This is a genomic window from Goodfellowiella coeruleoviolacea (assembly GCF_024171785.1).
GTDB lineage: Bacteria > Actinomycetota > Actinomycetes > Mycobacteriales > Pseudonocardiaceae > Goodfellowiella > Goodfellowiella coeruleoviolacea.
In genome coordinates, this window is record NZ_JAMTCK010000009.1 from 387,904 (window position 1) to 414,702 (window position 26,799).

Annotated in this window: 25 protein-coding genes; 18 read left to right on the top strand and 7 right to left on the bottom strand. The window is 73.1% G+C overall.

What is annotated here, in order from left to right; genetic code table 11:
• Positions 1 to 75 precede the first annotated feature (75 nt).
• The 8 genes from LX83_RS21425 to LX83_RS21460 all read left to right on the top strand — a co-directional run bounded on the left by LX83_RS21425 (position 76) and on the right by LX83_RS21460 (position 8,589).
• Positions 76 to 1,161 (top strand): FecCD family ABC transporter permease, encoded by a 1,086-nt coding sequence (locus LX83_RS21425; RefSeq protein WP_253774144.1) that lies wholly within the window; start codon positions 76 to 78, stop codon positions 1,159 to 1,161.
• Positions 1,162 to 1,941, top strand: coding sequence for an ABC transporter ATP-binding protein (locus LX83_RS21430; protein ID WP_253774146.1), 780 nt, complete (start codon positions 1,162 to 1,164; stop codon positions 1,939 to 1,941).
• Positions 1,938 to 2,927: an ABC transporter substrate-binding protein gene (locus tag LX83_RS21435; RefSeq protein ID WP_253774148.1), complete on the top strand. Its 990-nt coding sequence runs from the start codon at positions 1,938 to 1,940 to the stop codon at positions 2,925 to 2,927. Before LX83_RS21430 ends, LX83_RS21435 begins: the two co-directional genes overlap by 4 nt.
• A 223-nt stretch (positions 2,928 to 3,150) precedes the next feature.
• Positions 3,151 to 3,861 carry a FadR/GntR family transcriptional regulator gene (locus tag LX83_RS21440; protein WP_253774150.1) on the top strand — a complete coding sequence of 237 codons (711 nt, stop codon included), beginning with the start codon at positions 3,151 to 3,153 and terminating at the stop codon, positions 3,859 to 3,861.
• A gap of 21 nt (positions 3,862 to 3,882) precedes the next feature.
• On the top strand, positions 3,883 to 5,367 hold the full coding sequence (locus tag LX83_RS21445) for a four-carbon acid sugar kinase family protein (RefSeq protein WP_253774152.1): 1,485 nt from the start codon (positions 3,883 to 3,885) through the stop codon (positions 5,365 to 5,367).
• A complete protein-coding gene (locus tag LX83_RS21450) occupies positions 5,367 to 6,221 on the top strand; it encodes a class II fructose-bisphosphate aldolase (protein ID WP_253774154.1) in 855 nt (284 codons plus the stop codon). The genes LX83_RS21445 and LX83_RS21450 overlap by 1 nt, the downstream gene beginning before the upstream one ends.
• 50 nt (positions 6,222 to 6,271) lie before the next feature.
• On the top strand, positions 6,272 to 7,180 hold the full coding sequence (locus tag LX83_RS21455; protein ID WP_253774156.1) for an NAD(P)-dependent oxidoreductase: 909 nt from the start codon (positions 6,272 to 6,274) through the stop codon (positions 7,178 to 7,180).
• A complete protein-coding gene (locus LX83_RS21460; protein WP_253774158.1) occupies positions 7,177 to 8,589 on the top strand; it encodes a GntT/GntP/DsdX family permease in 1,413 nt (470 codons plus the stop codon). Before LX83_RS21455 ends, LX83_RS21460 begins: the two co-directional genes overlap by 4 nt.
• A 166-nt stretch (positions 8,590 to 8,755) precedes the next feature.
• Here the strand turns inward: LX83_RS21460 and LX83_RS21465 are convergent, their stop codons facing one another.
• Positions 8,756 to 9,400, bottom strand: coding sequence for a GOLPH3/VPS74 family protein (locus LX83_RS21465; protein ID WP_253774160.1), 645 nt, complete (start codon positions 9,398 to 9,400; stop codon positions 8,756 to 8,758).
• Between the two features lie 108 nt (positions 9,401 to 9,508).
• Here LX83_RS21465 and LX83_RS21470 point away from each other — a divergent pair, with 108 nt between their 5' ends.
• From LX83_RS21470 to LX83_RS21485, 4 genes are all read left to right on the top strand, one after another.
• On the top strand, positions 9,509 to 10,294 hold the full coding sequence (locus tag LX83_RS21470; RefSeq protein ID WP_253774162.1) for an IclR family transcriptional regulator: 786 nt from the start codon (positions 9,509 to 9,511) through the stop codon (positions 10,292 to 10,294).
• A 494-nt stretch (positions 10,295 to 10,788) separates the two neighbouring features.
• The gene (locus tag LX83_RS21475; protein WP_253774164.1) at positions 10,789 to 11,844 is read left to right on the top strand and encodes an aromatic ring-hydroxylating dioxygenase subunit alpha; all 1,056 of its coding nucleotides are present in this window, start codon (positions 10,789 to 10,791) and stop codon (positions 11,842 to 11,844) included.
• Positions 11,841 to 12,080 carry a hypothetical protein gene (locus LX83_RS21480; RefSeq protein WP_253774166.1) on the top strand — a complete coding sequence of 80 codons (240 nt, stop codon included), beginning with the start codon at positions 11,841 to 11,843 and terminating at the stop codon, positions 12,078 to 12,080. Before LX83_RS21475 ends, LX83_RS21480 begins: the two co-directional genes overlap by 4 nt.
• The gene (locus tag LX83_RS21485; protein ID WP_253774168.1) at positions 12,077 to 13,051 is read left to right on the top strand and encodes a PDR/VanB family oxidoreductase; all 975 of its coding nucleotides are present in this window, start codon (positions 12,077 to 12,079) and stop codon (positions 13,049 to 13,051) included. The genes LX83_RS21480 and LX83_RS21485 overlap by 4 nt, the downstream gene beginning before the upstream one ends.
• 121 nt (positions 13,052 to 13,172) lie before the next feature.
• Here LX83_RS21485 and LX83_RS21490 read toward each other — a convergent pair whose 3' ends face one another.
• Both LX83_RS21490 and LX83_RS21495 read right to left on the bottom strand, forming a co-directional pair.
• Positions 13,173 to 13,976: an ion transporter gene (locus LX83_RS21490; protein ID WP_253774172.1), complete on the bottom strand. Its 804-nt coding sequence runs from the start codon at positions 13,974 to 13,976 to the stop codon at positions 13,173 to 13,175.
• 171 nt (positions 13,977 to 14,147) lie between these two features.
• Positions 14,148 to 15,626: an MFS transporter gene (locus LX83_RS21495; protein ID WP_253774174.1), complete on the bottom strand. Its 1,479-nt coding sequence runs from the start codon at positions 15,624 to 15,626 to the stop codon at positions 14,148 to 14,150.
• Positions 15,627 to 15,757: 131 nt separating this feature from the next.
• Between LX83_RS21495 and LX83_RS21500 the strand changes: the two genes are divergently transcribed.
• The 5 genes from LX83_RS21500 (at position 15,758) to LX83_RS21520 (ending at position 20,446) form a co-directional block, all read left to right on the top strand.
• Positions 15,758 to 16,984 (top strand): cytochrome P450, encoded by a 1,227-nt coding sequence (locus LX83_RS21500; protein ID WP_253774176.1) that lies wholly within the window; start codon positions 15,758 to 15,760, stop codon positions 16,982 to 16,984.
• A 2-nt stretch (positions 16,985 to 16,986) separates the two neighbouring features.
• Entirely contained in the window at positions 16,987 to 17,637 is a 651-nt protein-coding gene (locus LX83_RS21505) for a TetR/AcrR family transcriptional regulator (protein WP_253774224.1), read from the top strand.
• Positions 17,638 to 17,726: 89 nt separating this feature from the next.
• Complete coding sequence (locus tag LX83_RS21510) at positions 17,727 to 17,927, top strand: ferredoxin (RefSeq protein WP_253774178.1); 201 nt, start codon at positions 17,727 to 17,729, stop codon at positions 17,925 to 17,927.
• Positions 17,924 to 19,150: an NAD(P)/FAD-dependent oxidoreductase gene (locus LX83_RS21515; protein ID WP_253774180.1), complete on the top strand. Its 1,227-nt coding sequence runs from the start codon at positions 17,924 to 17,926 to the stop codon at positions 19,148 to 19,150. The genes LX83_RS21510 and LX83_RS21515 overlap by 4 nt, the downstream gene beginning before the upstream one ends.
• Positions 19,151 to 19,216: 66 nt before the next feature.
• Positions 19,217 to 20,446, top strand: a complete 1,230-nt coding sequence (locus tag LX83_RS21520) for a cytochrome P450 (protein WP_253774182.1) — start codon at positions 19,217 to 19,219, stop codon at positions 20,444 to 20,446.
• Between the two features lie 95 nt (positions 20,447 to 20,541).
• On the opposite strand, the gene LX83_RS21525 is transcribed toward LX83_RS21520, so the two are convergent.
• On the bottom strand, positions 20,542 to 21,390 hold the full coding sequence (locus LX83_RS21525; RefSeq protein WP_253774184.1) for an SDR family oxidoreductase: 849 nt from the start codon (positions 21,388 to 21,390) through the stop codon (positions 20,542 to 20,544).
• 62 nt (positions 21,391 to 21,452) lie between these two features.
• On the opposite strand from LX83_RS21525, the gene LX83_RS21530 reads away from it, so the two are divergent.
• Positions 21,453 to 22,421, top strand: a complete 969-nt coding sequence (locus LX83_RS21530) for a helix-turn-helix transcriptional regulator (protein ID WP_253774186.1) — start codon at positions 21,453 to 21,455, stop codon at positions 22,419 to 22,421.
• 165 nt (positions 22,422 to 22,586) lie between these two features.
• On the opposite strand, the gene LX83_RS21535 is transcribed toward LX83_RS21530, so the two are convergent.
• The 3 genes from LX83_RS21535 to ispG form a co-directional block, all read right to left on the bottom strand.
• A complete protein-coding gene (locus LX83_RS21535) occupies positions 22,587 to 23,162 on the bottom strand; it encodes a response regulator transcription factor (protein ID WP_253774188.1) in 576 nt (191 codons plus the stop codon).
• 357 nt (positions 23,163 to 23,519) lie between these two features.
• Positions 23,520 to 25,511 carry a BTAD domain-containing putative transcriptional regulator gene (locus LX83_RS21540; protein WP_253774190.1) on the bottom strand — a complete coding sequence of 664 codons (1,992 nt, stop codon included), beginning with the start codon at positions 25,509 to 25,511 and terminating at the stop codon, positions 23,520 to 23,522.
• Positions 25,512 to 25,783: 272 nt separating this feature from the next.
• On the bottom strand, positions 25,784 to 26,799 hold a 1,016-nt coding region (gene ispG, locus LX83_RS21545; RefSeq protein WP_253774192.1), incomplete at its 5' end, for a flavodoxin-dependent (E)-4-hydroxy-3-methylbut-2-enyl-diphosphate synthase.

Consider the following 26,799-nt stretch of genomic DNA (forward strand, 5'->3'; position numbering starts at 1 on the left):
GCTGGTGGTCGCTGATGGAGCGCGACCACCGGGGTGCCTCCGTCGCTCACTGGGGTGAAAGTCCACTGCGGAGGCATGCGCGTGACCCTGACCAAGACGACGGCGGACCACCCGCCTGCCCGGCCCACCCGCACCGGGCTGGCCCTGCCCGTGCTGGCCCTGTCGCTCACGCTGGTGGTGTCAGTGGTGGCCGGGGTCGCGCTCGGGCCGACGGTGGTCCCACTGCCAGACACCCTGCGCTACCTCGGCGCCGCCCTCACCGGCGGCACCATCGGCGCGGACGAGGTCAGCAGCTACTCGGTCATCTGGCAGGTCCGCGCCCCTCGGGTGCTGCTGGCGGCGGTGGTCGGCGCGGGCCTGTCCGCCATCGGGGTGGCCGTGCAGGCGATGGTGCGCAACGCACTGGCCGACCCGTTCATCCTCGGGGTCTCCTCCGGCGCCTCGGTGGGGGCGAGCGCGGTCGTGTCCTTCGGGCTGTTCGCCGGGCTCGGCGTGTACGCGCTCTCCGCCGCCGCGTTCCTGGGCGCGCTCGCTGCCTCGGCACTGGTGTACCTGGTCGCCCGCAACCGCACCGGGGTCGCTCCGCTGCGGCTGGTGCTCGTCGGTGTCGCACTGGCCCACGGGTTCCAGGCGCTGATGAGCGTCATCGTGTTCTTCGCCCCGTTCGGCGAGGCAGCGCGGTCGGTGCTGTTCTGGCTGCTGGGCAGCCTCGGCAGCGCCACGTGGGGTGCCCTGCCGATCGCGGGGGCCGCGGTGGTCGTGGCCGTGGTGGTGCTGGTGCGGTCGAGCTGGTCGCTGGACGTGCTCGCCATGGGCGACGAGACCGCCGCGAGCCTCGGTGTGGACGCCGAGGCACTGCGCCGAACGCTGTTCCTGCTCACCGCCGTGGTCACCGGCGCACTGGTCGCGGTCAGCGGCGCGGTCGGCTTCGTCGGCCTGGTCATCCCCCACCTGGTGCGCATCCTGGCCGGCGCGGGCCACCGCGGCGTGCTCACGATCGCCCCACTGGCCGGCGCGATCTTCCTGGTGTGGGTCGACCTGGCCGCGCGCAGCCTGTTCGCCCCGCGAGAGCTGCCGCTGGGCGTGATCACCGCGCTGATCGGCGTGCCCGTGTTCGTCACGCTGCTGCGCCGCCGCGCCTACCTGTTCGGGGGCCGCTGAATGGCGCTCGCCCTCGACGGCGTCTCGGTGGAGGTCACCGGCGCCACCCTGGTCCGCGAACTCAGCCTGACCGTGGAAAGCGGTGAGGTGCTGGGCCTGGTCGGCCCCAACGGCAGCGGCAAGTCCACCGCGTTGCGCTGTGTCTACCGCGCGCTGCGGCCGACCACCGGGGCGGTGCTGCTCGACGGAACCGACCTGACCGCACTGTCCCTTCGCGACAGTGCGCGCTCGGTCGCCGCGGTCGCCCAGGACAACCACACCGAGTTGGACTTCACCGTCGCCGAAGTGGTCGCGCTGGGGCGGTTCCCGCACCACCAGGGCGGTGGTGCGCTCAGCGAGCACGATCGGCTGCTGTGCCAGGAGGCCATGCGGCGCACCGACATCACGCACCTGGCCGACCGAGGCGTCCTGTCGCTGTCCGGCGGCGAGCGGCAACGCGTGCTCATCGCCCGCGCGCTCGCGCAGCAGCCCCGGGTGCTCGTCCTCGACGAGCCGACCAACCACCTCGACGTGCGCCACCAGCTGGAACTGCTGTCCTTCGTGCGCCACTGCGGACTGACCGCGCTGGTCGCCCTGCACGACCTGAACCTCGCCGCCGCCACCTGCGACCGGCTCGCCGTGCTGTGCGGCGGAACCCTCGTCGCCATCGGACCGCCCGCCGACGTGCTCACTCCCGAACTCGTCCAGCGGGTGTTCGGCGTCCGCCCCACCGTGGTGACCCATCCGCACACCGGAGTCCCGCAACTGCTCTACACGCTGACAGGAGAGAACAACCCGTGACCCGGCGTTTCCCGGTCATTCCCGTCCTGCTCGCCGGCTGCCTGCTCGCCGGCTGCGGTGCCGAGGTGGCACCGCGATCGGCGCGCGAACCCGCACCCGTGACCATCGAGAACTGCGGCGAGCGGATCACCTACCCGCCACCGACACAGGCGGTCGCCTACGACATGAGCAGCACCGAGAAGATGTTCGCGCTCGGGCTGGCCGACCGGATGCGTGGCATCGTCATGCCGCGCACCGCCGCGCCCGCGGTGGAGCGGTCGCCGTACCTGGCGGACTACCGCTCGGTGGAGACCCTGTCCACCGACGTGCTCAGCTTCGAAACCGTGGTGGCGGCCAAGGCCGACTGGGTGCTGGCCGGGTGGAACTCCGGCTTCAGCGAGGCCAGGGGCATCACGCCGAAGAAGCTCGACAGCGTGGGCATCCGCAGCTACCAGCACACCGAGAGCTGCTTCAACTACGGCGACCACCCGGTGCGCGTCCCACCGCTGGAGGCGCTCTACACCGACCTGCGCCAGCTCGGCGAGATCTTCCACGTGACCGACCGCGCCGACCGACTCGTCAACGGGCTGCGCGAGCGGGTGTCCACACTGGAGCGGAACCGGCCGGGTGGGCAACCGGCACGGGTGTTCCTCTACGACTCCGGCACCGACCAGCCGTTCACCTCCGGCGCGCAGGCCGCGCCGAACGCCATCATCTCCCTCGCCGGTGGCCGCAACGTCGTGGAGAACGTCGACGCCCGGTGGACCGCGGTCGGCTGGGAGTCGGTGGTCCAGGCCCAGCCCGAGGTCATCGTGGTCGTCGACTACGGCGACCAACCGGTCCAGGACAAGATCGCGTTCCTGAAGTCGTTCCCGCCCCTGGCGGCGACCCCGGCCGTGCGCGACGACCGGTTCCACGTGCTGGACTACGGCGAGGCCGTGAGCGGGCCCCGCAACATCGACGCCGCCGAGAAGCTCGCCGCCTACCTGCGTTCCCTCGGTCGCTGACGCCGGTCGCACCACGCGGCGGGGCGATCCGGTCACCGCCGTGCCCCGCCCGTCGCCCTCGGAAACCCGCGCCCGCGACCGCCGTGGCACAGCAGCCGCGCGCGGTCCGGGGCGGGCTGGTCATGGGCCGATCGGGGAGGTCTTGACGCGGCCGTTCGGCCTATTTAGGCTGCTCGCCACATCAGACGTCAGATGTCAGATGTCGCGAGAGAGGCTTGCAGCAATGTCGCTGTCCGACCAACTGGCCGAGCACCTGCTCACCGCCATCATCGACGGCACCTATCCGCCGGGCTCGGCGCTGCCCCCCGAGGGCGAACTGGCCGAGCAGGCGTCGGTGAGCCGGCTGACCGTGCGCGAGGCGGTCAAGGCGCTGCGGGCGCAGAACGTGGTGCGGATCCAGCGCGGCCGGGGCACCTTCGTCAACCCGCCGTCGCAGTGGACCGCGCTCGACCCGCTGATCCGCGCGGCAGCCGCGGCTCCCCGCTCCACCGGCATGGTCTCCGAGCGGCTGATCGAGGCACGCCGGCTGATCGAGATCGGCGCGATCGAACTGGCGGCCCTGCGGCGCACCGAGGACGACCTCACCCAGCTGCACGGCCTGTTGCAGGACATGCGGGACAGCGCGGCCACCGGGGACGTCGACCTGTTCGTCGAGGCGGACATCGCCTTCCACGACATCGTCATGCAGGCCAGCGGCAACGCCTTCATCCCGCTGATGTTCGAGCCGTTCGGCCGGCTGCTGCACGAGGGCAGGCGGGAGACGTCCGCCGTGCCGGCGATCCGCGCCAACGCCATCGAGCACCACGCCCAGATCCTGCGCGCCCTGGAGGCCGGCGATCCCGTGCTGGCCCGCAAGGCCATGGACGAGCACATGTGCCAGACCGCCGACGACCTGCGCACCCACGTGATCGACCCCCGGCACCGCGAGTCCTGACCCCAGAAGGAAATCCGAAGCATGTCCCGGACAACCCCGCCCGCCCACCCCGCGCCCGGCGCGCGCCACGAGCCGCCCGGGCCGGTGGCCGTCGACGACCTGCTCGCCGGCCTGCCCGCGCCGCGCCAGGTCAGCGCCGACCAGGTCGCCTCGGCCACCGCGGGCGGCCCGTGCCTGGTCGTCCTCGACGACGACCCGACCGGCACCCAGACGGTCGCCGACATCCCGGTGCTGACCACCTGGCGCGTCGACGACCTGCGCTGGGCCCTGCGCCAGCCGGCCAACGCCTTCTTCGTGCTCACCAACACCCGCAGTCTGTCCAGTGTGGACGCGGCGGCGCGCAACCGGGAGGTGGCCGGCGCGCTGGCCGAGGCGGCGGCGGCCGAGGGCGTCAGCTACGTGCTGGCCAGCCGCAGCGACTCCACCCTGCGCGGGCACTACCCGCTGGAGACCGACGTGCTGGCCGAGGAGGAGGCCAGGCACGGCCGGCCCGTCGACGGCGTGGTGATCTCACCCGCCTACCTGCAGGCCGGCCGGCTCACCGTCGGCTCGGTGCACTGGATGCGCACGCCCGCCGGCATGATCCCGGTGGCCAGCAGCGAGTTCGCCGAGGACGCCACCTTCGGCTACCGCAACTCCGACCTGCGCGCCTGGGTGGCGGAGAAGACCGCCGGCCGGGTGCCCGCCGCGCAGGTGCTCGCCATCACCCTCGCCGACCTGCGCACCGGCGGCCCCGAACACGTGGCCGAGCTGCTCGGCACGCTGCGCGGCGGCCGGCCCGCGGTGGTGGACGCGGTCGACGACACCGACCTGCGGGTGCTCGCGCTCGCCCTGGTGCGCGCCGAGGCCGCCGGCACCCGCCTGGTCTACCGGGTGGGGCCGTCGTTCGTGCGGGCCCGCAGCGGCCAGGCCGAGCAGCCGCCGCTGACCCCGGAGCGGCTGCGCGGCATCGGCGACCCCGAGCGGGCCGGCCGGCACGGCCTGGTGGCGGTCGGCTCCCACGTCGGCCTCACCACCAGGCAGCTGGCCGGTCTGCGCGAACTCGGCGGCATCGCCGAGTTCGAACTGGACGTGCCCACCCTGCTCGACCCGGCCGCGCGCGCCGGGCACATCGCCGAGCTGGCCCGCGCCGCCGCCGCGGCCATGGCCGACACCGACGTGGTGCTGCGCACCAGCCGCACCCTGGTCACCGGCGACGACCCGGACGCCAGCCTGTCCATCGCCCGCGCGGTGTCCTCGGCGCTGGTGGCGGCCGTGGCCGCGACCGTGCGCGACACCCGGCCGGCCTGGGTGGTCGCCAAGGGCGGCATCACCTCCAGCGACATCGCCACCGACAGCCTCGGCATCCGGCGCGCGATCGCCAGGGGCACCCTGCTGCCGGGGATCGTGTCGCTGTGGGAGCCGGTGGCCGGCCCGTTCACCGGCACCCCGTACGTGGTGTTCGCCGGCAACGTCGGCGACGACGACTCGCTGGCCCGCGTCGTGACGACCCTGCGGAGCCGGTGATGTTGCTGCACGGAGCGGAAGTCCTGGCCGCGTCGGTCCGCGACGGCGGCGCGCTGCCCGGGTTCGTCGCCTACAACCTGGAGACCGTGCAGGCCGTGGTCGCGGCGGCCGAGCTGACCGGCCGCCCGGTGCTGCTGCAGGCCGGCGCCAGCGCGTTCCGGCACGCCGGCCGCGACGCGCTGGCCGAGCTGGCGGTGGCGGCGGCACGCCGGTCGAGCGCGCCCATCGGCGTGCACCTCGACCACAGCCGGGACCTCGGCGAGATCGCCGCGTGCGTCGCGGCCGGCTACACCTCGGTGATGGTCGACGGCTCCCACCTGGACTTCGCCGACAACGTGGCGCTGACCCGCGCGGCAGTGCGGACCGCCCACGCCAGCGGGGTGTGGGTCGAGGGCGAACTCGGCGCGATCGCCGGTGACGAGGACGTGTCCACCGACGCAACCGCCGGCCTGCTGACCGACCCCGGGCAGGCCGCCGAGTTCGTCGCCGAGACCGGGGTTGACGCGCTCGCGGTCGCGGTCGGCAACGTGCACGGCTTCTCCGCCCACCCGGTCCGGCTGGACCTCGACCGGCTGGCGGCCATCCGCGACCGCGTTGACGTCCCGCTGGTGCTGCACGGCGCCAGCGGTGTGCCCGCGGCGCAACTGCGCGGCGCCGTCGACCGGGGCGTGGCCAAGGTCAACGTCAACGCCGAACTGCGCCGGGCCTACCTGCGGGCCACCGCCGACGCCCTGCCCGCCGCCTCGGCCGGCTCCGACGTGGTGGCCGTGCTGGCCGCGGCCCGCGCGGCCGTGACCGACGCCGCGACCCGGCTGATCGAACTGCTCGCGCCCAGGACCACCCCCGCCGGCTGAGCGACCCGCCGACCCCACCGCAACCAACCCTCCACTGAGGACGCACACCCATGACTGATTCGCTTGACGCTGCCCAGAAAACCCGCGTCGCCGTGATCGGGCTCGGCGCCATGGGCCTGCCCATGGCCCGCCGCCTCGCCGAGGCGTTCCCGGTCACCGTGTTCGACATCGACACCGCGCGGCAGGCCGAGGTCGCCGCGGCGGTCCCGGCCGCCACCCCGGCAGCGGCCGCGGCCGACGCCGACATCGTGGTGCTCGCCGTGCGCGACCAGCGCCAGGTGGACGCCGCACTGTTCGATGTGGACGGTGTGGCGGAAACCCTGCGACCGGGCGGGATCGTGGTGCTCACCAGCACGGTCGGCCCGGACGCGGCAAGGGCGACCGCGAACCGGCTGGCCGAGCGCGGCATCGGGCTGGTCGACGCCCCGGTCAGCGGCGGCCCCGCCCGCGCCGGCACCGGCGACCTGCTGATCGTGGTGGGTGCGGGCGAGACCGACCTCGCGGCGAGCCGGCCACTGCTCGACCAGCTGGCCAGCACGCTCACCGTGGTCGGCCCCAACCCGGGCGACGGCCAGGCCCTCAAGGCCATCAACCAGCTGCTGGCCGGCGTGCACATCGCGGCGGCGGCCGAGGCGGTCGCGCTGGCCAGGGGGCTCGGGCTCGACCCGGCCGTGGTGATCGACGCGCTGGCCAAGGGCGCGGCCGGCTCGTTCATGCTCGCCGACCGGGGACCGCGCATGCTCCAGGCCTACGACGGGGGAGCCGAGGTGCGCTCCCGGCTGGACATCTTCGTCAAGGACATGGGCATCGTGTCCGGCATCGCCAAGGACGCCCACATCCCGGTGCCGCTCGCCGCGGCAGCGCACCAGCTCTACCTGCTCGGTGAGCGGGCCGGGCTGGGCGCGGCCGACGACTCCAGCATCGTCACCCTGCTCTCACCCCAGGGGAGCGGGCAGTGAGCACCGGGGCGCTGCTCGGCATCGCCGGGGGCGGCGTCGCACTGCTCCTGCTGCTCGTGCTCAGGTTCAGGGTGCAGGCGTTCGTGGCCCTGCTGGTGGTCAGCATCGGTGTGGCGCTGGCCGCCGGAGTGCCAGCCGCGGACCTGGTCAAGACCATCGAGACCGGCATGGGCAACACCCTCGGCCACATCTCGATCATCATCGCGCTGGGCGCCATGATCGGCCGGGTCATCGAGCTGTCCGGTGGGGCGGAGTCGCTGGCCCGCTCCCTGATGGACCGCTTCGGTGAGCGCCGCACCGCGCTGGCGCTGACCGTGGCCGGGTTCATCCTCGGCATCCCGGTGTTCTTCGAGGTGGGCCTGATCATCCTGATGCCGCTGGTGCACGGGGTGGCCCGGACCGCGCGCAAACCACTGCTGGCCTACGCGCTGCCCATGGGCGCGGCCATGCTCACCGTGCACGCGTTCCTGCCGCCGCACCCCGGCGCGGTGGCCGCCGCCGCGCAGATCGGCTCGAACCTGGGCTGGATCCTGTTGCTCGGCATCCCGCTCACCGCGGTGGTGGTGCTGTTCGGCTACCTGGTGGCCAAGCGGATGACGCGGCGCGAGTACCCGACGACGCCCGAGGCGCCCGCCGAGGTCCACTCCGCCGGGTCGGACGGCATTGGGTCGGACGGCACTGGGGCGGACGGCACTCCGTCGGGCGGCACTGTGACCGCCGCGCGGAGCGTGCCGCGCGCGCCGTCGTTCGGCATGGTCGTGGCGCTGATCCTCACCCCGATCGTGCTGATCCTGGCCGGCACCGTCGGTGATCTGGTGCTGCCGGCGGGATCGGTGCCAAGGGCCGTGCTGACCGTGCTGGGCGCGCCCCTGGTGGCGCTGCTCATCGCGTTGGCGCTGTGCGCCTGGCTGCTGGGTTTCCGGCGCGGCTGGTCCCGGTCGCACGTGGCCGAGGTGCTCGGCTCGGCCCTGCCGCCGGTCGCGGCGGTGATCCTGGTCGCCGGCGCCGGCGGGGTGTTCGGCAACGTGCTGGTCAAGACCGGGATCGGTACGGCAGTGGCCGAACTGCTGCGGTCCACCGGGCTGCCCGTGCTGGTGCTGGCGTTCCTGATGACCCTGCTGCTGCGTGCCGCCCAGGGCTCGGCCACCGTGGCACTGGTGACCGCCGCCGGCCTGATCACGCCGCTGCTGGCCGACGCGTCGCTGTCCGCGCCGCACCTCGCGCTGATCTCGCTGGCCATGGGGGCGGGCGCGCTCGCCGTGTCGCACATCAACGACGCCGGCTACTGGATGTTCACCAAGCTGGTCGGCCTTGAGGTGGGCGCGGCACTGCGCACCTGGACGCTGCTGACCACGGTGATGGGTGTGGCGGGCTTCGCCCTCACCGCCGTGCTGTGGCCGCTGGTCTGATCGGTCCGAGCACCGCGCGACTCCACGCCGCCGCACCCGTGGCGGTGACCGCGCCGCTGGTCCTCACCGGTGCGCGGTCACCGCGTGGTGCCGTCGAACCGCGCCCGCCTCGTCCCGACGTGGCCGCGGTACTGGCCGGCCCAGGCGGAGCGGCGGGCCGGCTCGGTCAGGTCGCGGTGGTGACCACCGTGACCACCACCGCGGTCACGCTGTCGATCGCCTTCTTCACCGCGGCGGCGGCCCAGTTGCCCTGGGCGATCTCCTTGGCGCGGGCCCGCACCCGCGCCCTGTCCCCGGGCACGACCTTGGTGACGGCGGTGGCCGCGTGCAGCAGGGCGATCAGGCAGCCGGTGCGCTCGTCCGGCTCGGCGTCGCGCAGCAGGACCGCGTCGAGCCGTTGCCGCAGCTCGGCTTCGTGCGTCGCGTCCGCCGCCGGCCAGCTCGTCACCGGGAACAGGCCGAGCACCCTGGTCCGTTCCTGGCGCACCAGTCCCCGCGCCACCAACCGGTCCAGCACCACCCGGACGCAGCCGCGGCTGAGCCGCTGCACGGCCGCGTCGGTGCGCACCGGCTTACCGGCCAGTGTGGACAGTGCGGTGTCGAACACCGGGTCGCCGGTCGGACTGGCGTCCTCGACCACCAGCCGGCCCTTGCCCGGATCGTCCGCTGTGGACGAGATCCGGCCGAGGCGCACCAGGTCGAGAAGCACCGCGCCGGCGACCGCCTGGTCGCGGCTGGTGCCGTTGACCACGCTCCGCCCGGACTCGTCGTCCAGCAGCAGCAACAGCAGGTCCTCGGCCAGTGATGGCATGCGCATTCCCTCCGCGTGAGGCATCGTCCCGGGCTCGTTGTCGGGCACCATAGAACGGGGACGTGCCAGCGCGTCCACCGCGGCCAGCCGATCGGGGAACGAGTGAGCGTGACCGGACGAGGGCGACACACCGGCCGGACCGGGCCGGTCGTCCGCCGTGCCCTGCGGCTGCTGGACGCGTTCAGCGCGCGGCGACCGGAACTGACCCTCAGTGAACTCGCCCGCCACACCGGCCTGCCGCTGGCCACCGCGCACCGGCTGGTGACCGAGCTGTGCGCGTGGGGTGCGGTTGAGCGCGGTGCGGACGGGCGCTACCGCGTTGGGCTGCGGCTGTGGGAGTTGGGCGCGCTCGCGCCCCGCGGCCAGGGGCTGCGGGAACGAGCACTGCCGTTCCTGGAGGACCTGGCGCAGATCACCGGCGAGAACGCGCAGCTGGCCGTGCGGGAGGGCAGTGAACTCGTCTTCATCGAGCGGGTCGCCGGCCCTTCGGCCGTGCCCGTGCTGACCAGGGTCGGCGGGCGGTTCGCGCTCACCGCGACCGGCGTTGGCCTGGTGCTGCTCGCGCACGCCCCGGCCGAGGTGCAGGAGGACGTGCTGGGCGGGCCGATCGACCGGTACACCAGCCGGACCGTGACCGACCCCGCCCGGTTGCGGCACCTGCTCGCCGCCGTGCGCTCCACGGGCTTTTCCATCAGCGACCGGCAGGTGACGCTGGACGCGCTGTCGGTCGGCGCCCCGGTGCGGGACCGGCACGGCCAGGTGGTCGCCGCGGTGTCGCTGGTGGTCCACCACGGCAGCGCCGCGCCGCACGCCCTGGCCCCGCTGGTGCGGACCAGCGCCCGCGCGATCTCCCGGGCACTTGGCGCCCCACCTGACCGACCCACCACGCGCTGACCTGGGGCTTTGGTTGGTTTGCCGGCTCGGAAGGCAGCCCCCGCCCTCCCAGGGGGGCGACCCCGCGTCCAGCCTATCCCCCCGCCCAAGCGCGGAACAGCACGCGAAGACAGGCTGTGGACAACCGCGCGCGGCTGTGGACAACCGGGTGGCAAACGGGTGACGCGGGGCGGGAACGCCTTCCATTTTTCGGAAGCCGTGTTCACGCTCCGCCCGCCGCCCGGCACGCTGTGAGTCGCAGTCCACCAGCACACCGCAGCCGACAACGGAGTCCGGGCGCGCGCCCGGCGCGATCAAGACCGACGGCCGCCGCTCGGCGCCGGCGCGTGGTCCGCGCCCCTCCGACCCGCGGCTGTCCGACCCGCTGCTGTCCGGCACCCACAGAACCGGCACCCACAGAACTGACACCGGCAGAACCGGCACCAAGAACCGGCACCAAGAACCGGCACCCACAGAACCGGCACGACAGAACCGACACCGGAGGGACGAGCACCATGACCGGCTTCCCCCGCGACCAGTGGTACGTCGCCGCCTACAGCTCCGAGATCGGTCCGGAGTTGTTCTCCCGCACCATCTGCGCCGAGCCGATCCTGTTCTGGCGCACCCGGTCCGGACAGGTCACGGCCATGTCCGACCGGTGCGTGCATCGGCGGTTCCCACTGTCGCAGGCGCCGTCCCGGCTCGTGGACGACCAGGTGATCTGCGGCTACCACGGGTTCACCTACGGCGCCGACGGCGGCTGCACGGCCGTGCCGGGGCAGACCCGGATCCCGCGCACCGCCCGGCTGCGGCGGTACCCGCTGGTGGAGCAGGACTCGCTGGTGTGGGTGTTCATCGGCGACCCCGCGCGGGCCGATGCCGCGCGCATACCCCGAGCGCCCTACCTGGACTCGCCGGACTACACCACGGTCGCCGGGATGGAGCCGCTGGCCGCGCGGTTCTCGCTGCTCGTCGACAACCTGCTCGACCTGTCCCACGAGACCTACCTGCACGGCGGTTACATCGGCACGCCCGAGGTCGCCGCCACCCCGATCACCACCGAGGTCGACGACGAGGCCGGCGTCGTCCACGTCTCGCGGCACATGGCCGACGCCGAGTGCCCGCCCTTCTACGCCAAATCCACCGGCCTGCACGGCCGCATCTCCCGCTGGCAGGACATCGAGTACACGCCACCGTGTCTGTACAAACTGCACAGTCGCATCGCGCCGGTCGGGTCGGTGCCCAACGCGGACGGCAGCGACCCGGACGCGTTCCACGTCGAAGTGGTCTACGCGATCACCCCGGAGACCGAGCACTCCACGCACGACTTCTGGGCGGTGGCCCGGGACTTCGCCCTCGACGACCAGGACGTGTCCGCCTTCCTCGCCGAGAACAACCGCACGGTCGTGCTGCAGGACGTGGCCGCCCTCAACGTGCTGGAGCGGGTCATCGCAGGTGAGCCCGAGGGCTACCAGGAGCTGTCCATCAACATCGACACCGGGGGACTGGCCGCGCGCCGGCTGCTCCGGCGCCAGCTCGACGCGTCGCGGACGCCCGGGGTGGCGTCGTGAACCCGGCTCCCGCCAACCGGTCGGTGCATCCCGGTGACCGGGTGTACCGGGTCCACTGGGTGTTGGGCACCGACCGGCTCCGCGCCGTCTGCCACTGCTCGGCCGAGCGCGAGTTCGAGGACCCGGTCCAGCTCTGGGAGTGGCTGCTGTCCCATCCGGACGGACACGTCGCGCCACAGTCCACATCGGACAGCGGGGCAACCGGAACGCCGGAGCGGGGGGTGCGGACCGCATGACGACCGCGTCCCACACCGAGCCCGAACTCGACCTCGTGGTGGCCCGCAAGGAGGTTGTCGCCGAGGGCGTGGTGCGGCTGACCCTGCGCCACCCGGACGGGCGGCCGCTGCCCGCCTGGCAGCCGGGCGCGCACCTGGATCTGGTGCTCCCCAACGGCCTTGTCCGCCAGTACTCGCTGTGCGGGGACCCGCACGACCTGTCCGCCTTGCGGGTCGCGGTGCTGCGCGAGGCAGCGGGGCGCGGCGGCTCGCGGTACGTGCACGACACGCTCACCGAGGGGCACCAGGTCCGGATCCGCGGCCCCCGCAACCACTTCCCGCTGGTCCGGGCCGAGCGCTACCTGTTCCTCGCGGGCGGCGTCGGCATCACCCCGATCCTGCCGATGGTGCGCTCGGTCGCCGCGTCCGGCCGGGAGTGGCACCTGGCCTACGGTGGCCGGACCAGGACCAGCATGGCGTTCCGCGAGGAGCTGCTGGCCAGCTACCCCGAGCGCGTCAGCATCCACCCGCAGGACGAACACGGCCCGCTCGACCTGTCCAGCCTGCTCGCCCACCCGGGCCGGGACGCCACCGACACCGCGGTCTACTGCTGCGGCCCCGAATCCCTGCTGCTGGCCGTGGAACGGCACTGCGCCGCCTGGCCCGCCGGCGCCCTGCACGTGGAACGGTTCTCACCCCGGGCGACGGCGGCCGAGGGCCCTCGGGAGAGCTTCGAGGTCGAACTCGCCCGGGCCGGCAGGGTGCTGACCGTGCCGGCCGAGCACTCCATCCTCGCGGTCGTCGAGCAGGCCGGGGTCCCGGTGCTGTCCTCCTGCCGGGAAGGCACCTGCGGCACCTGTGAGACCACCGTGCTGTCCGGCCGCCCCGACCACCGCGACTCGGTGCTCACCGACGAGGAGAAGGCCACGGCGGACGTGATGATGATCTGCGTGTCGCGGTCGTGCTCGCCGCGCCTGGTCCTCGACCTGTAGGCCACCCGAGCCACCTCCCCGCGAGCCGGGGCCGGACCGCCCGGACCGGACTGCCCAGACCGGACTCACCGGACCGGACTGCCCGGACCGGACTGCCCAGACCGGACTCACCGGATCGGACTCACTGGACCGGCTCCTGGTGTCGTTCGCGCAGGGAGCGCACCTCCAGGCGCAGGGCGCGCAGCTCGTCCAGGATGGCGGCGTTGGCGGTGGCTTCCTGGCGTTCGTGCCGGGCCTGCTCCCTGGTGACCTGGTCCTCCATCGCGCTGACCGCGACCGCGATGAACAGGTTGAGCACGGTGAACGTGGTGATCACGATGAAGGTGACGAAGAAGATCCAGGCCAGCGGCTGCTCGGTCATCACGGTCCTGGCCACCTCCGACCACGCCTCGCCGGTCATCACCTGGAACAGGGTGAACAGCGACGACCCCAGGTCGTTGAAGTGCTCGGGCGCGCTGGTGTGGAACAGCTTGGTGGCGATGACCGCCGACACGTACAGCACCAGCACCAGCAGCGCCGCGATGGAGGCCATCCCTGGCACGGCGGCCAGCAGTGCCGCGACCACGCGGCGCATGCTGGGCACCACGGAGATCAGCCGGAGCGCGCGCAGGATCCGCAGCGCGCGCAGCACCCCGAAGCTGCCCGAGGTGGGCAGCACGGCGACGCCGACGATGACGGTGTCGAACCAGTTCCAGGGATCGCGGAAGAACCGCCGACCGTGCGCGTACACCCGGGCGGCCACCTCGACGACGAAGATGACCAGGGCGACCCGGTCCACCACGTGCAACAGGCCGCCGTAGCGCTGCGTCAGGACGGGTGAGGTCTCACAGCCCAGGGTGATGGCGTTGACCACGATCACCAGGGTGATCAGCTTCTGGAACAGGGGTGCGTCGACCACGACGCGAACGCGCTCACGCGGGCTCACCGAGGACTCCAACCAGGAGGAGACGACCATTCCGAATCGCTGATCAACATAACCCGGACACGATCGACAGCCCGTCGTGGCGGCCCGCGGGCGTGCGGGACGAGCGCGGCTCACGCGCAACGCCACGGGCCGGCGGGCGGTGCGTTTCACCGCCCCGGACGGAGCGGGGGTTCAGCGGCGGGACGAGGGCGCCCGCACCGGGTCCTGGGTGGCCGGACCCGGTGCCGGTGCGCTGGAAGCCCGGTCGCGGCCGGGCAGGAACGCGGCGATCGCGAGGGCGACAAGGGCCGCGGTGGCGCCCAGCGCCATGATCACCCGGAAGCCGGTGGCCGAGGGGACGGCGGTCGCGCCGAGCGGGACGGTCAGCTGGGCCAGGATGACGCCGGCCACCGCGCTGGCCATCGAGGTGCCGATCGAGCGCATCAGCGTGTTCAGGCTGTTGGCCGCGGCCGTCTCGGACACCGGCACGGCCGACATGATCAGCGCGGGCATGGCCCCGTAGGACAGGCCGATGCCGGCTCCGATCACGGTGGAGACGAGCACCAGGTGCCAGACCGCCGACATCAGCGCGACGCCGAGGCCGTAGCCGACCGCCACCACGACGGCCCCCAGCATCAGCGTCACCTTGGGGCCCCTGGCCCTGGAGGTGCGCGCGGACAGCGGGGCCGTGGCCATCATCACCAGGCCGGACGGCGCCAGCACCAGGCCGACCACCAGCATGGTCTGGCCCAGGCCGTAGCCGGTGGCCGTGGGCAGCTGCAACACCTGTGGCAGCACCAGGGACATGGCGAACATGGCGAAGCCGAACACGGCCGAGGCGAGGTTGGTGATCAGCACCTGGCGGTGCGCGGTGGTGCGCAGGTCCACCAGCGGCTGCCGGGTGCGCAGTTCCCACCACCCCCACAGCAGCAGCACCACGACAGCCGCGCCGAACAGGCCGATCGTGCTGCCGCTGCCCCAGCCCCAGTCCGCGCCCTTGGAGATGGCCAGCAGCAGGCAGAACAGCCCGACCGACAGGCCGGCCGCGCCCACCAGGTCGAAGCGGCCACCGCTGCGCACCGCCGACTCCGGCACCAGGCCGCACACCAGCACGATGACCAGGACACCCAGGCCGGCCGCGGTCCAGAACAGCACGTGCCAGTCGGTGCGCTCGGCCAGCAGGGCGGCGGCCGGCAGACCGAGCGCGCCGCCCACCCCCAGGGAGGCGCTCATCAGCGCGGTGGCCGAGCCGAGCCGGTCGGCGGGCAGCTCGTCGCGCATGATGCTGATGCCGAGCGGGATCACCCCGGCGGCCAGGCCCTGCAGGGCCCGCCCGGCGATCATCGGCGCCAGCGAGTCGCTGAGGCCGGCCACGGCCGAGCCGGCCACCAGCAGGCACAGGCTGAGCAGGAGCATGCGCCGCTTGCCGTACATGTCGCCCAGCCGGCCCACCACGGGTGTGGCCACGGCGCTGGCGAGCAGGGTGGCGGTGATCGCCCAGCTGGTGTCGGCCGGCGCGGCGTCGAGCAGCCGGGGCAGCTGCGGGACCAGGGGGATGACCAGGGTCTGCATCAGCGAGACCACGATCCCGCCGAAGGCCAGCACCAGCACCACGGTGTTCGGGCGCGGCGGGGTGGCCGGCCGATCGGGTTCGGCAGGGACGTCGGGCATGGCGATGGCCTTTCGCGGGTCGCAGTCGGGGGGTCGCAGTCGGGGGACGCGGGTCACTCGCGGCGGAGTTTAAGTCAACTGCTTGACTTATATCAGTCAGGCGACTTGACTCGGATGCGCGACGAACGACGATGGAGGTTGTGGTGAGCCAGGGCGAGCAGGTGTTGAGCTACCCGATTCCCAGCCGGACGGCGCTGGAGCCGCCGGAGGAGTGGGCCCAGCTGCGGCAGCAGTGCCCGGTCGCGCGGGTGTCCCTGCCCAGCGGCGACGAGGCCACGCTGATCACCCGCTACGCGGACGTCAAGCAGGTGCTGTCCGACCCGCGGTTCACGCGGGCGCTCAACGCGGACGACGCCGCCCGGATCTCCACCAACGAGTCGGGCGGGGTGTTCAACAGCGAGATGGCGACGGTGCTGCCGCAGAGCGGCGAGGGGCACCAGCTGTGGCGGCGCATGATCAGCAAGTGGTTCACGGCCAAGCGGATGATGGCGCTGCGGCCCCGCATCGAGGCCATGGCCGACCAGCTCATCGACGAGATGGTCCGGAAGGGGCACCCCGCCGACCTCAAGGCGAGCCTGGGCTTCCCGCTGCCGGTGTGGGTGATCTGCGACATGCTCGGCGTGCCCGAGGCCGACCGGGACCGCTTCTCGCACTGGTCGGACGCGCTGCTCAACCTGACCCGCTTCAGCCAGGCCGAGGTCGACGCGGCGCAGGCCGAGTTCGCCCGGTACATGGCCGGCCACATCGCGGCCAAGCGCGCCGAGCCAGGTGATGACCTGCTCAGCGTGCTGATCACCGACACCGACGCCGCCGGTGCCCACATGCCGGACGCCGGCCTGGTGGCCACCGGGCAGGGCCTGCTCATGGCCGGACACGAGACCACGGCCAACATGATCGGCAAGATGGTGGCCATGCTGCTGGCCGACCGCGGCCGCTGGGAGCAGCTGCTGGCCAACCCGGCGCTGGTGCGCACGGCCGTGGAGGAGGCGCTGCGGCTGGACGCCAACCCCGGATTCGGCATGCCGCGCTACATCACCGAGGAGGTCGAGGTGGCCGGCACGGTGCTGCCCAGGGGCACCACCGTGGTGTGCAGCATGGCCTCGGCCAACCGCGACGAGACCGTGTTCGACCACGCCGAGGACATGGACCTGGGCCGCAGCCCCAACCCGCACCTGGCCTTCGGCGCGGGCGCGCACTCGTGCCTGGGGCAGGCGCTGGCCCGCACCGAGTTGCAGGTCGTGCTGGAGGTGCTGCTGCGCCGGCTGCCCACCCTGGAGCTGGCCGTGCCCGCCGACGAGCTGCGCCGCGTCGAGGGCCTGGTGGTGGGTGGCCTGCGCGAAGTCCCGGTGCGGTGGTGACGATGGTGGGCCGGACCGGGCGGGCCGAGCGGGTCAACGCGACCCGCGACGCCATCCTGGCCGCGGCGGAGCGGTTGTTCGCCGAGCACGGGGTGTTCGCCGTGTCCAACCGGCAGGTCAGCGAGGCCGCGGGGCAGGGGAACAACTTCGCCGTCGGCTACCACTTCGGTACCAAGGCGGACCTGGTGCGGGCGATCGTGCGCCGGCACAGCGAGCAGATCGAACTCATCCGCGAGCGGATGCTGGCCGAGATCGACGACACGGCTGGCGTGCGGGACTGGGTCGCCTGCCTGGTGCGGCCGAGCACCGAGCACCTGGCCGAACTGGGCAGCCCCTCGTGGTTCGCCCGGTTCGCCGCCCAGGTGATGACCGAACCGGCGCTCCGGGCGATCATGATCGAGGAGTCGCTCACCTCGCCGTCGCTGCAGCGGATCGTCGAGGGGCTGAACCGGTGCCTGCCCGCGCTGCCGCTGCCGGTGCACCTGGAGCGCGGCGCCATGGCCCGCCAGCTGATCGTGCACATGTCGGCCGAGCGGGAGCGCGCCCTCGCCGAGGACACCACCACGGCCCGGCCCACCTGGGAGGCCACCGCCACAGGGCTGATCGACGCGATCGTCGGGCTGTGGCTGGCCCCGGTCACGCCCAGCGGGTGAGCCCGGTGGACACCCGCGATCCAGCCGGTCGTGGACCGATCCCGTCGCGCCAACGGTGCCGACGGGTTGTCAACCAGAGGAGATTGTCGATGAAGGTCAGTGTGGACGAGGCCAAGTGCTGCGGTGCCGGCCAGTGCGTGCTGCTCGCGCCGGAGGTGTTCGACCAGCGGGAGGACGACGGCATCGTGGTCCTGCTCGACGAGACGCCGGCCGAGCACCTGCACGACGTTGTCCGCGAGGCCGCCAGCGTGTGCCCCGCCGCCGCGATCGAGCTGAGCGAGAACGCGTGAGCGCACCCACCAGCGTGCTGGTGGTCGGTGCCTCCGCAGCCGGGCTGGCCACTGCGGACGCGTTGCGCCGCAAGGGTTTTTCCGGTCAGCTGACCGTGCTGGGCGCCGAACCGCACCTGCCCTACGACCGGCCACCACTGTCCAAACAGGTCCTGGCCGGCACCTGGGAGCCGGAGCGGACCCAGCTGCGGGCGCCGGACGCGCTGTCCGCGCTGGACGCCGAGTTCATCCTCGGTGACCCGGCGGTCGGCCTGGAGCTGGCGGCCCGCACCGTGCGCACCGCGTCCGGCCGCGCGCTGCGGGCGGACGCCGTTGTCGTGGCCACCGGGCTGCGCCCCCGCGTGCTGCCCGGCCAGGCCGACCTGGCCGGCGTGCACGTGCTGCGCACCCTCGACGACGCCGTGGCGCTGCGCGCGGACCTGCTGGCCGCGACGCGGCTCGTGGTCGTCGGGGACGGGGTGCTCGGCGCGGAGATCGCCGCCACCGCGCGGGGCATGGGCGTGGCCGTTACCGTGGCCGGCCCGCAGCCGGCCCCGCTGGCCAGCCAGTTCGGCCCCGTGGTCGCGGGGCTGCTCGCCCAGTTGCACACCGAGCACGGGGTCGAGCTGCGGCTCGGCACCGGGGTCGCCGGCCTGGTCGGCGCGGGCTGCCGGGTCACCGGGGTGCGGCTGGCCGGCGGCGCGGTGCTGCCCGCCGACGTGGTCGTGGTGGCGATGGGCGCCACCCCGGCCACCGAGTGGCTGGCCGACAGCGGCCTGCGGCTGGACAACGGACTGGTGTGCGACGCGCACTGCCGGGCGGCGGAGGGCGTCTACGCCGTGGGCGACGTGGCCCGCTGGCACCACGAGGGGCTCGGGCGCCTGGTCCGGCTGGAGAACCGGACCAACGCCACCGAGCAGGCCAGGGCGGTCGCCGCCGCCATCCTCGGCCAGGGGCGGCCCTACGCGCCGGTGCCGTTCTTCTGGACCGACCAGTTCGACGCCAAGATCCAGGTGTACGGGGTGCTGTCCGCCGACGCCGAGGTGTCCGTTGTGGACGGTGACGTGGCCGACCGCCGGTTCGTCGCGCGCTACCAGCGGGACGGCCGTCTCATCGGTGTGCTGGGCTGGAACATGCCCAAGCAGACCCGGCTGCGCCGGCAGGAGCTGGTCGCCCCGACCCAACCGGCCCCGGCCCCGCCCCAGCCGCTGACACCCCGGGCCGGTTCGCTCTCCGTTCAGTGATCCCCTGTTCCCCCAGCCGGGAACTCCCGCCGTGGGCGCGGCGCGGGTTCCAGTGGAAGGAAGGCAATGACCAGCACGGTGAACTCGGCCGCCGCGAGTCCGGCCGAGACTCCGGAATTCCCGATGGCCAGGGCGGCGAAGTGCCCGTTCGACCCACCGCCCGCGCTGCGGGCCCTGCAGCAGGAGGGCCCGCTCACCCGGGTCCGGCTGTGGGACGGCAGCACGCCGTGGCTGGTGACCCGCTACGTCGAGCAGCGGACCCTGCTGGCCGATCCCAGGGTCAGTGCCGACATCACCCGGCCCGGCTACCCCAGCAGCGCGCCGATCAACCCCGAGCAGGTGGGCATCGGTTTCATCCTGATGGACGACCCCGAGCACGCCCGGCTGCGGCGGATGGTGGCGGCGCCGTTCACCATCAAGCGCATCCAGGCGATGCGGCCGGGCGTGCAGCGGATCGTGGACGAGCTGATCGACCAGATGCTGGCCGGACCCAAGCCGGTGGACCTGGTCGAGGCGTTCGCCCTGCCGGTGCCCTCACTGGTGATCTGCCAGCTGCTCGGCGTGCCCTACGCCGACCACGACTTCTTCCAGGCCAACAGCAAGGTCATGATCAACCGGGAGGCGACCCCGGAGGAGCGGGCGGCCGCCTCCAGAAACCTGCACGGCTACCTGGACAACCTGATGGGGGAGAAGCTCCGCGACCCCGGGGCGGACCTGCTGTCCGGACTGGCCGAGCGGATCAAGGCCGGGGAGCTGACCCAGCGGGACGCCGCCTCCATGGGCGTGCTGCTGCTGATCGCCGGGCACGAGACCACCGCGAACATGATCGCGCTCGGCACGTTGACCCTGCTGGAACACCCCGACCAGCTGGCGCTGCTGCGCGACTCCGACGACCCCAAGCTGGTCGCCGGCGCGGTCGAGGAACTGCTGCGCTACCTGAACATCACGCACTCCGGGCGGCGCCGGGTGGCGCTGGCCGACATCGAGATCGCCGGCCAGGTCATCCGCGCCGGCGAGGGCCTGATCTTCCCGAACGACATCGGCAACCGCGACCCCGAGGTGTTCGACGACCCGGACCGGCTGGACATCCAGCGCGACGCCCGCCGCCACGTGGCCTTCGGCTTCGGCGTGCACCAGTGCCTCGGCCAGCCGCTGGCGCGGATGGAACTCCAGGTCGTCTACAGCACCCTCTACCGCCGCATCCCCACCCTGCGGCTGGCCGCGGAGCTGGACCAGATCCCGTTCAAGCACGACGCCGCCGTCTACGGGGTCTACGCGCTGCCCGTCACCTGGTGAGCGAGCCGGCTCGGCGTTGACCGGGCCGCCGCGACATCCGGTCCGCCCGCCCAGGAGCACCGTCCGGGGCGGGCGGACCGGTTCCCGCCCCCCGGTCAGCCGCCGAAAGCCGCGGCGTTCTCCCGCACCCACTGGGCGAAGGTCCGGGCGGGCCTGCCGGTGACCTGCTCGACCGTGGGCAGCACGGTGTAGCCGGCCTCAGGCGGGTTGGTGCGCATGGCCAGGAAGAACTCGATGTCCGATGTGGAGTATCCGGACCGGCGCCACTGCGCAACCACCTCGTCCTGGCTGAGTTCGACGTAGCGCACCTCGCGACCGAGCACCTCGCTGATCGTGCGCACCTTCTCGGGAGGGGTGAACACCTGCGGCCCGGTCAGCCAGTACTCCCGTCCGCCGTGGCCGTCAGTGGTCAGCGCGGTCGCGGCGACAGCGGCGATGTCCGCCTCGTGGACCATCGCGCTCTTCGCGTCGGCGAACGGCTCGCGGACCACACCCTCGGTGCGCACGGACTCCGCCCACTCCAGGGCGTTGGACATGAACTCGACCGGCGCCAGGTCCGTCCACTCCAGACTGCTGGCCACCACGGCCTGCTCCAGTGGGCCCCGGTCCAGGTCGCCCCTGAGCACGGTGACCCGGCGCACCCCGGCGCGCACCGCCATGTCCACGATCTCGGCGCCGTTGTGCAGCGGCGCGAAGTCCGCGCCGTTGAAGGTGATCAGGTGCGCGGCGTGGACTCCGGCGAAGGCCGGGGCCAGGCTGGCGGTGTCGGCGAGTTCACCAGCCACCACCTCGGTGCCCTCGGGCAGGTTCGCGCGGCCCGGGTCGCGGGTGAGGGCGCGGACCCGGTGGCCGGCGGCCAACAGTTGTTCGACAAGCGGGCGGCCCACGGTGCCGGTCGCGCCGGTCACCAGGATGGTCATGGGTTCTGCGTCGTGAAGTGGCATGCGGCGCACACTAGGAGCGGCCGCGGTCAGTTCCTGGCCGCGATGCGGGCGAGAATCCACCCATGTTGGAGACCTCGGCGCGACTGCTCCGCCTGCTGGCGCTGTTCCAGGCCAGGCGCGGCTGGTCAGGACCGGAACTGGCGCAGCGGCTCGGGGTGAGCCCGAGGACCGTGCGCCGGGACGTCGACAAGCTGCGGAACCTGGGCTATCCGATCAACGCGATGGGCGGGGTGGGCGGCGGCTACGAGTTGGCCGCGGGCACCTCGCTGCCGCCGCTGTTGCTCGACGACGAGGAGGCGGTCGCGGTGGTGGTCGGCCTGCGCACGGCCGCGGCCGGCGCGATCACCGGCATCGCCGAGACCTCGCTGCGCGCCCTGGTCAAGCTGGACCAGGTGCTGCCGTCCCGGCTGCGCCACCAGGTCAGCACGCTCAGCTCGGCCGTGGTGGCCACGCCGGTGCGGGGCCGGACGGTCGAGCCGGCGACCCTGACCGCGATCGCCTCGGCCGTGCGCGAGCACCACCGGCTGCGCTTCGACTACCGCGCCCACTCCGGCAGCCAGACCCGGCGCGATGTCGAGCCCTACCGTGTGGTCCACAGTGGACGGAGGTGGTACCTGTTCGCCTGGGACATCGACAGGTCGGACTGGCGGACCTTCCGCATCGACCGGGTGTCCCTGCGCGTGCCGACCGGCCCCCGGTTCACGCCACGACCGCTGCCCACCGAGGACCTGGCCGAGTACCTCGCCGCGGAGCTGACCGCCAACCGCCAGCGCTACCAGGCGGTGCTCACCATGCACGGCTCGGCCACGGCCGTGGCCGACCAGGTCCCACCCAGCCTCGGCGTGGTGGAGCCCATCGACGAGCACACCTGCACCCTGCGCATCGGCTCGGACAGCCTGGACCACCTGGCGGTGTGGGTGGCCGCGTTCGGCTTCGAGTTCGACATCCACGAACCCCCCGAACTGGTGGAGCACCTGCGCACCCTCACCGCCCGCCTGCACCGCGCCGCCTGGCCCCGCCCCGCGAGTTGACTTTGCAAACCCCGCGAGTCGACATTTCGCGCAGGCCCATTCGGGTGATCACACCGAGCCGCTCAACCGTGCACGGTGAGCACAAGCCCGTCCAGCGCGACGGTTGACCCGAACCGGCCACGCGGTCCTGCGGTGACAACCGCCGCCGCGCGGGCCGCCCGAGGGTCAGATCACGCCCTTGCGCAGCGCGTAGGCCACCGCGTGCGGCCGGTTGCGCAGCTTGAGCCGGGTGGTCATCCCGGAGATGACCCGCTTCACCGCCCGCTCGGAGAAGCACAGCTTCATGGCGATCTCCGAGGTGTTCAGCCCGTCCGACATCAGGCGCAGCACGTCGATCTCGCGGGGGGTCAGGCCGGACGTGTGCAGGCCGTGCGGCGACAGCACCTCGCGGTGCACCTGCTCGACCTGCTTGAGCAGGTCGCCGAGCATGGTCGAGGGCAGCACGCCGCCCCCGGAGGCAGCGGTCCGCACCGCGTTCTCGATGCGGTCGGCGGTGGCCGAGGCACGCGGCAGCACCGCCACGACGTTGCACTCCACAATGGTGAGCAGCTCGGTGCGGCTGATCTCCCCGGCGATCAGCACCACCGGCACACCCACGGCCGCCTTCATCTTGCGCAGTGCGGACACCACCTCCACGGTCATCCGGTCGGCGACAACCACGGCGACATCCACCCGGGTGTGTCGTTCGTCCGGAACGACCTGGATGTTCGGCCGAGAATTGAGGTGGCTGCTGATTGCCATGCGGGTCAACGGATCCACTGCCCGCACAAGCACTGTCACCAAGTTCACCGTGGCCTCCTGGCACCTCTCGTTGCCGGTCGTCAGAAGTGTGCGAGGGGTGGCTTCAGGAACTCTTCACCGTGATCTTCAAGAACCCTCCATCCGGTCTGCGGTGCCCGGCGGAGGCTGGTTGACCGGGCGCCTGCCAGGGGTTGGCCTGGCCGCGCGACGTCGTCCACCCAGGCCAACCCGGCAGGCTGGATCGGGCGACGGCCCGGCGACGCGGACTGGCCAACCAGGGGGAGTTGGTGGCCGGCCGTGCTCGTCGCCCGAAGCAGCTGAGCCCATTCTCAACGCCGGAGGTGGGCGGGCCCAGGGTCAAAGGTCCCGACTCAGTCGCAAGGATCCGCCGGGGCCGGCGGGACCGGCCGCGGCGGCCAGGGTCTCGGCGAACTGGCGCCGCAGCGGGGCTCGGATGGGTCCGGGCACGCGTTCGTACGCCGCGCGCCACAACGCGTCGGTGCGGAAGGCGAGCACGCCGTGTTCCTCGACGAGCACCTGGGCGGCGATCGCCTCGTCGAGTGCGGCCCGGACCGTGTCGGGCGGCAGTTCGGACACCAGCGCCAGGTCCGACCCGGCGAACTCCACACCGAGCAGCGCGGCCGCGCGCAGCGCCCGCACCGAGCCGGTGGACAACGCCAGCAGGGTCCGCTGGGCCTCGGTCACCGCGCTGCCCGCGGGCACGTCCAGCCGAGCCCCGCCCAACTCCTCGGCACCGAACTCCCCAGCACCGAACTCCGCGGTGCCGAACTCCCCGGCGTCAGGTTCCGGAGCACCGGACTCGACCGGCGGCACGAGCGGGGCCGCCGCCTTCCGCTGGCGCAGCGCACGGCCGAGTTCCACCAGGCGCAGCGGGTTGCCCGAGGCCTGCGCGGCGAGGCGTTGCGCGGTCCACCGGGCACAGCCCCCGGCCGTCGCGCGGATGAGCTGTTCGGACTCGGCCGCGGTGAGCGGCCCGAGGTCGAACACGGTGCCGTTGGCGTGCAGCACGGCCTGGCGGAGTCGGTCGAGGTCGGCGCGGGCCCGGGGCGGGCGCGAGGTGGCGACCAGCAGCAGCGGCAGGTCGTGGGTGGCGCGGATCAACCGGTGCCACAGCCGGATGGTGGCGCGGTCCGCCCAGTGCAGGTCGTCGACCACCATGATCAGCGGCGCGGTGGCGCAGGCACGCACGACCAGGTCGACCACGCGGTCCTCGACACCGGCCTGGGCGCGGTCGGGGGTGGTCCGGCCGGTGGCGGCCAGGTCGGCGCTGAAGCAGTTCAGCACCACCTGCAGGTCGAACCGGCCGAGCAGTTCGTCGGCGCGCGCCCACCCCAGGGCGCAGCCCTGCTCGGCCGCGCCGTGCAGACCGGCGAGCAGCAGGGCGGACTTGCCCGTGCCCACGTCGCCCTCGATCCAGACGGCCCGGCCGGTCCTGGTCGCGGACACGTCCGCGACCAGGTGGCGGAGCCGGTCGACGTCGGCGTCCCGGCCCAGCAGCGGCAGGCGCGGGTGCGTGGCCAGCGCGTCCTGAACCGACTCGGGCACCACCGGGCCGGCGGAGCGGCGAGCGGTGGCCGTCGATGCCGGCCGGCCGGTGCGGGGCTGGACGTCCGCACGCACCCGGGCGTGCAGGCCGGCCAGGTCGGGGCCGGGCGGCACACCGAGTTCGTCGGCGAGGGTCTGCCGGGCTCGCTCGGCCGCGGCCAGTGCTTCGGCGTGCCGGCCGCACCGGTGCAGCGCGAGCACCAGCAGCTCCCAGGCGGACTCCCGCAGCGGCTGCTCGCGCACGAGGTCGGCGGCATCGGCGACCACCTCGATGTGGTGCCCCGCCTCGATGAGCAGCCGGGCGCGCTGTTCGAGCGCGGCAACGCGCGCCTCGGCCAGTCGCTGGCTCTCCAACTCGGCGAACGGCCCGGGCACGGCCGCGTACGCCTCGCCCTTCCACAGGCCCAGCCCCAGGGTCAGCGCGTCGACGGCGCCTTCGAGGTCGCCGGCGAGCATCCGCCGGTCCGCCTCGGACCGGCAGCGCGCAAAGGCCAGGCTGTCCACGTCGGCCTCGTCCAACTGCAACCGGTAGCCGCGCGCGGTGGTGGCCAACAGGTCGCGGGCCGGCCCGAGCGCGCTGCGCAGGCCGGAGATGTAGGTGTGCAGGTTGCCGTGCGCGGTGGCCGGCGGGCAGGCCCCCCACACGCCGTCGACGAGATCGCGGTAGGAGACGCCCTCGGCGGCGTGGCCGACCAGCACGGCGAACGTGGCTCGCTGGCGCGCGGTGCCGAGCGCGACCTCGGTGTCGCCGAGCCACGCCCGCAGGGGTCCGAGCACATCCACGCGAAGCCTGCCATACACCTCTGGCGTTCCTCCCGGCCGTGTGCGGACAGCACGGACCTGTCAGCGCCCCGCCGAGATCCGGGGGGATTCCGGCCGACCGGGGCGATTCGACTGTACGACGGGTCACGTGCCGGACACAACCGGTGGTCGAGGTCGCCGCTGCCCGTCCATCAAGCCGCGCGGCACGGCCGAAACCGTGGCGGACAACGGAAAACCGCCGACCGGCGGTCACGCTCCGCACCGCGTGACCGCCGGTGCCGTCAGCGGTCGGTTCAGGCCGTCACCACCACCGGCTTGCCCACGCCATCGGCGGGGTCCATGTCCTCGGCCAGGCGCATGGCCTCCTCGATGAGGGTCTCCACGATCTGCGCCTCGGGCACGGTCTTGATCACCTTGCCCTTGACGAAGATCTGCCCCTTGCCGTTGCCCGACGCCACGCCCAGGTCGGCCTCGCGCGCCTCACCCGGCCCGTTCACCACACACCCCATCACCGCAACGCGCAGCGGCACCGCCAAGCCCTCCAGACCCGCGGTGACCTGGTCGGCCAGTGTGTAGACGTCGACCTGGGCCCGGCCGCAGGACGGGCAGGACACGATCTCCAGCTTGCGCGGCCGCAGGTTCAGCGACTGCAGGATCTGCGCGCCGACCTTGACCTCCTCCACCGGCGGCGCCGACAGCGACACCCGGATGGTGTCACCGATGCCCTGCCGCAGCAGCGCGCCGAAGGCCACCGCCGACTTGATGGTGCCCTGGAACGCCGGCCCCGCCTCGGTCACCCCCAGGTGCAGCGGGTAGTCGCAGGACTCGGCCAGTAACTCGTAGGCCCGCACCATGACCACCGGGTCGTTGTGCTTGACCGAGATCTTGATGTCGTGGAAGTCGTGCTCGGCGAACAGCGAGGCCTCCCACAGCGCCGACTCCACCAGCGCCTCGGGCGTGGCCTTGCCGTACTTGGCCAGCAGCCGAGGGTCCAGCGAGCCCGCGTTGACCCCGATCCGGATCGGCGTGCCGTGGTCCTTGGCGGCCTGCGCGATCTCCTTGACCTTGTCGTCGAACTTCTTGATGTTGCCCGGGTTCACCCGCACCGCGGCACACCCGGCCTCGATCGCGGCGAACACGTACTTGGGCTGGAAGTGGATGTCGGCGATCACCGGGATCTGCGACTTGCGCGCGATCGCCGGCAGCGCGTCCGCGTCGTCCTGCGACGGGCAGGCCACCCGCACGATGTCACAGCCGGCCGCGGTCAACTCCGCGATCTGCTGCAGCGTGGCGTTGACATCCGCGGTGA

Bases quoted from the DNA above. Each gene is read 5' to 3' on its own strand.
- LX83_RS21500 (WP_253774176.1), top strand. From the start codon at position 15,758: ATGGAGGTTGTGGTGAGCCAGGGCGAGCAGGTGTTGAGCTACCCGATT.
- LX83_RS21475 (WP_253774164.1), top strand. From the start codon at position 10,789: ATGACCGGCTTCCCCCGCGACCAGTGGTACGTCGCCGCCTACAGCTCC.
- LX83_RS21425 (WP_253774144.1), top strand. From the start codon at position 76: ATGCGCGTGACCCTGACCAAGACGACGGCGGACCACCCGCCTGCCCGG.
- LX83_RS21520 (WP_253774182.1), top strand. From the start codon at position 19,217: ATGACCAGCACGGTGAACTCGGCCGCCGCGAGTCCGGCCGAGACTCCG.
- LX83_RS21530 (WP_253774186.1), top strand. From the start codon at position 21,453: ATGTTGGAGACCTCGGCGCGACTGCTCCGCCTGCTGGCGCTGTTCCAG.
- LX83_RS21495 (WP_253774174.1), bottom strand. From the start codon at position 15,626: ATGCCCGACGTCCCTGCCGAACCCGATCGGCCGGCCACCCCGCCGCGC.
- LX83_RS21525 (WP_253774184.1), bottom strand. From the start codon at position 21,390: ATGCCACTTCACGACGCAGAACCCATGACCATCCTGGTGACCGGCGCG.
- LX83_RS21455 (WP_253774156.1), top strand. From the start codon at position 6,272: ATGACTGATTCGCTTGACGCTGCCCAGAAAACCCGCGTCGCCGTGATC.
- LX83_RS21505 (WP_253774224.1), top strand. From the start codon at position 16,987: ATGGTGGGCCGGACCGGGCGGGCCGAGCGGGTCAACGCGACCCGCGAC.
- LX83_RS21440 (WP_253774150.1), top strand. From the start codon at position 3,151: ATGTCGCTGTCCGACCAACTGGCCGAGCACCTGCTCACCGCCATCATC.
- LX83_RS21430 (WP_253774146.1), top strand. From the start codon at position 1,162: ATGGCGCTCGCCCTCGACGGCGTCTCGGTGGAGGTCACCGGCGCCACC.
- LX83_RS21535 (WP_253774188.1), bottom strand. From the start codon at position 23,162: ATGGCAATCAGCAGCCACCTCAATTCTCGGCCGAACATCCAGGTCGTT.
- LX83_RS21485 (WP_253774168.1), top strand. From the start codon at position 12,077: ATGACGACCGCGTCCCACACCGAGCCCGAACTCGACCTCGTGGTGGCC.
- LX83_RS21465 (WP_253774160.1), bottom strand. From the start codon at position 9,400: ATGCCATCACTGGCCGAGGACCTGCTGTTGCTGCTGCTGGACGACGAG.
- LX83_RS21445 (WP_253774152.1), top strand. From the start codon at position 3,883: ATGTCCCGGACAACCCCGCCCGCCCACCCCGCGCCCGGCGCGCGCCAC.
- LX83_RS21450 (WP_253774154.1), top strand. From the start codon at position 5,367: ATGTTGCTGCACGGAGCGGAAGTCCTGGCCGCGTCGGTCCGCGACGGC.
- LX83_RS21510 (WP_253774178.1), top strand. From the start codon at position 17,727: ATGAAGGTCAGTGTGGACGAGGCCAAGTGCTGCGGTGCCGGCCAGTGC.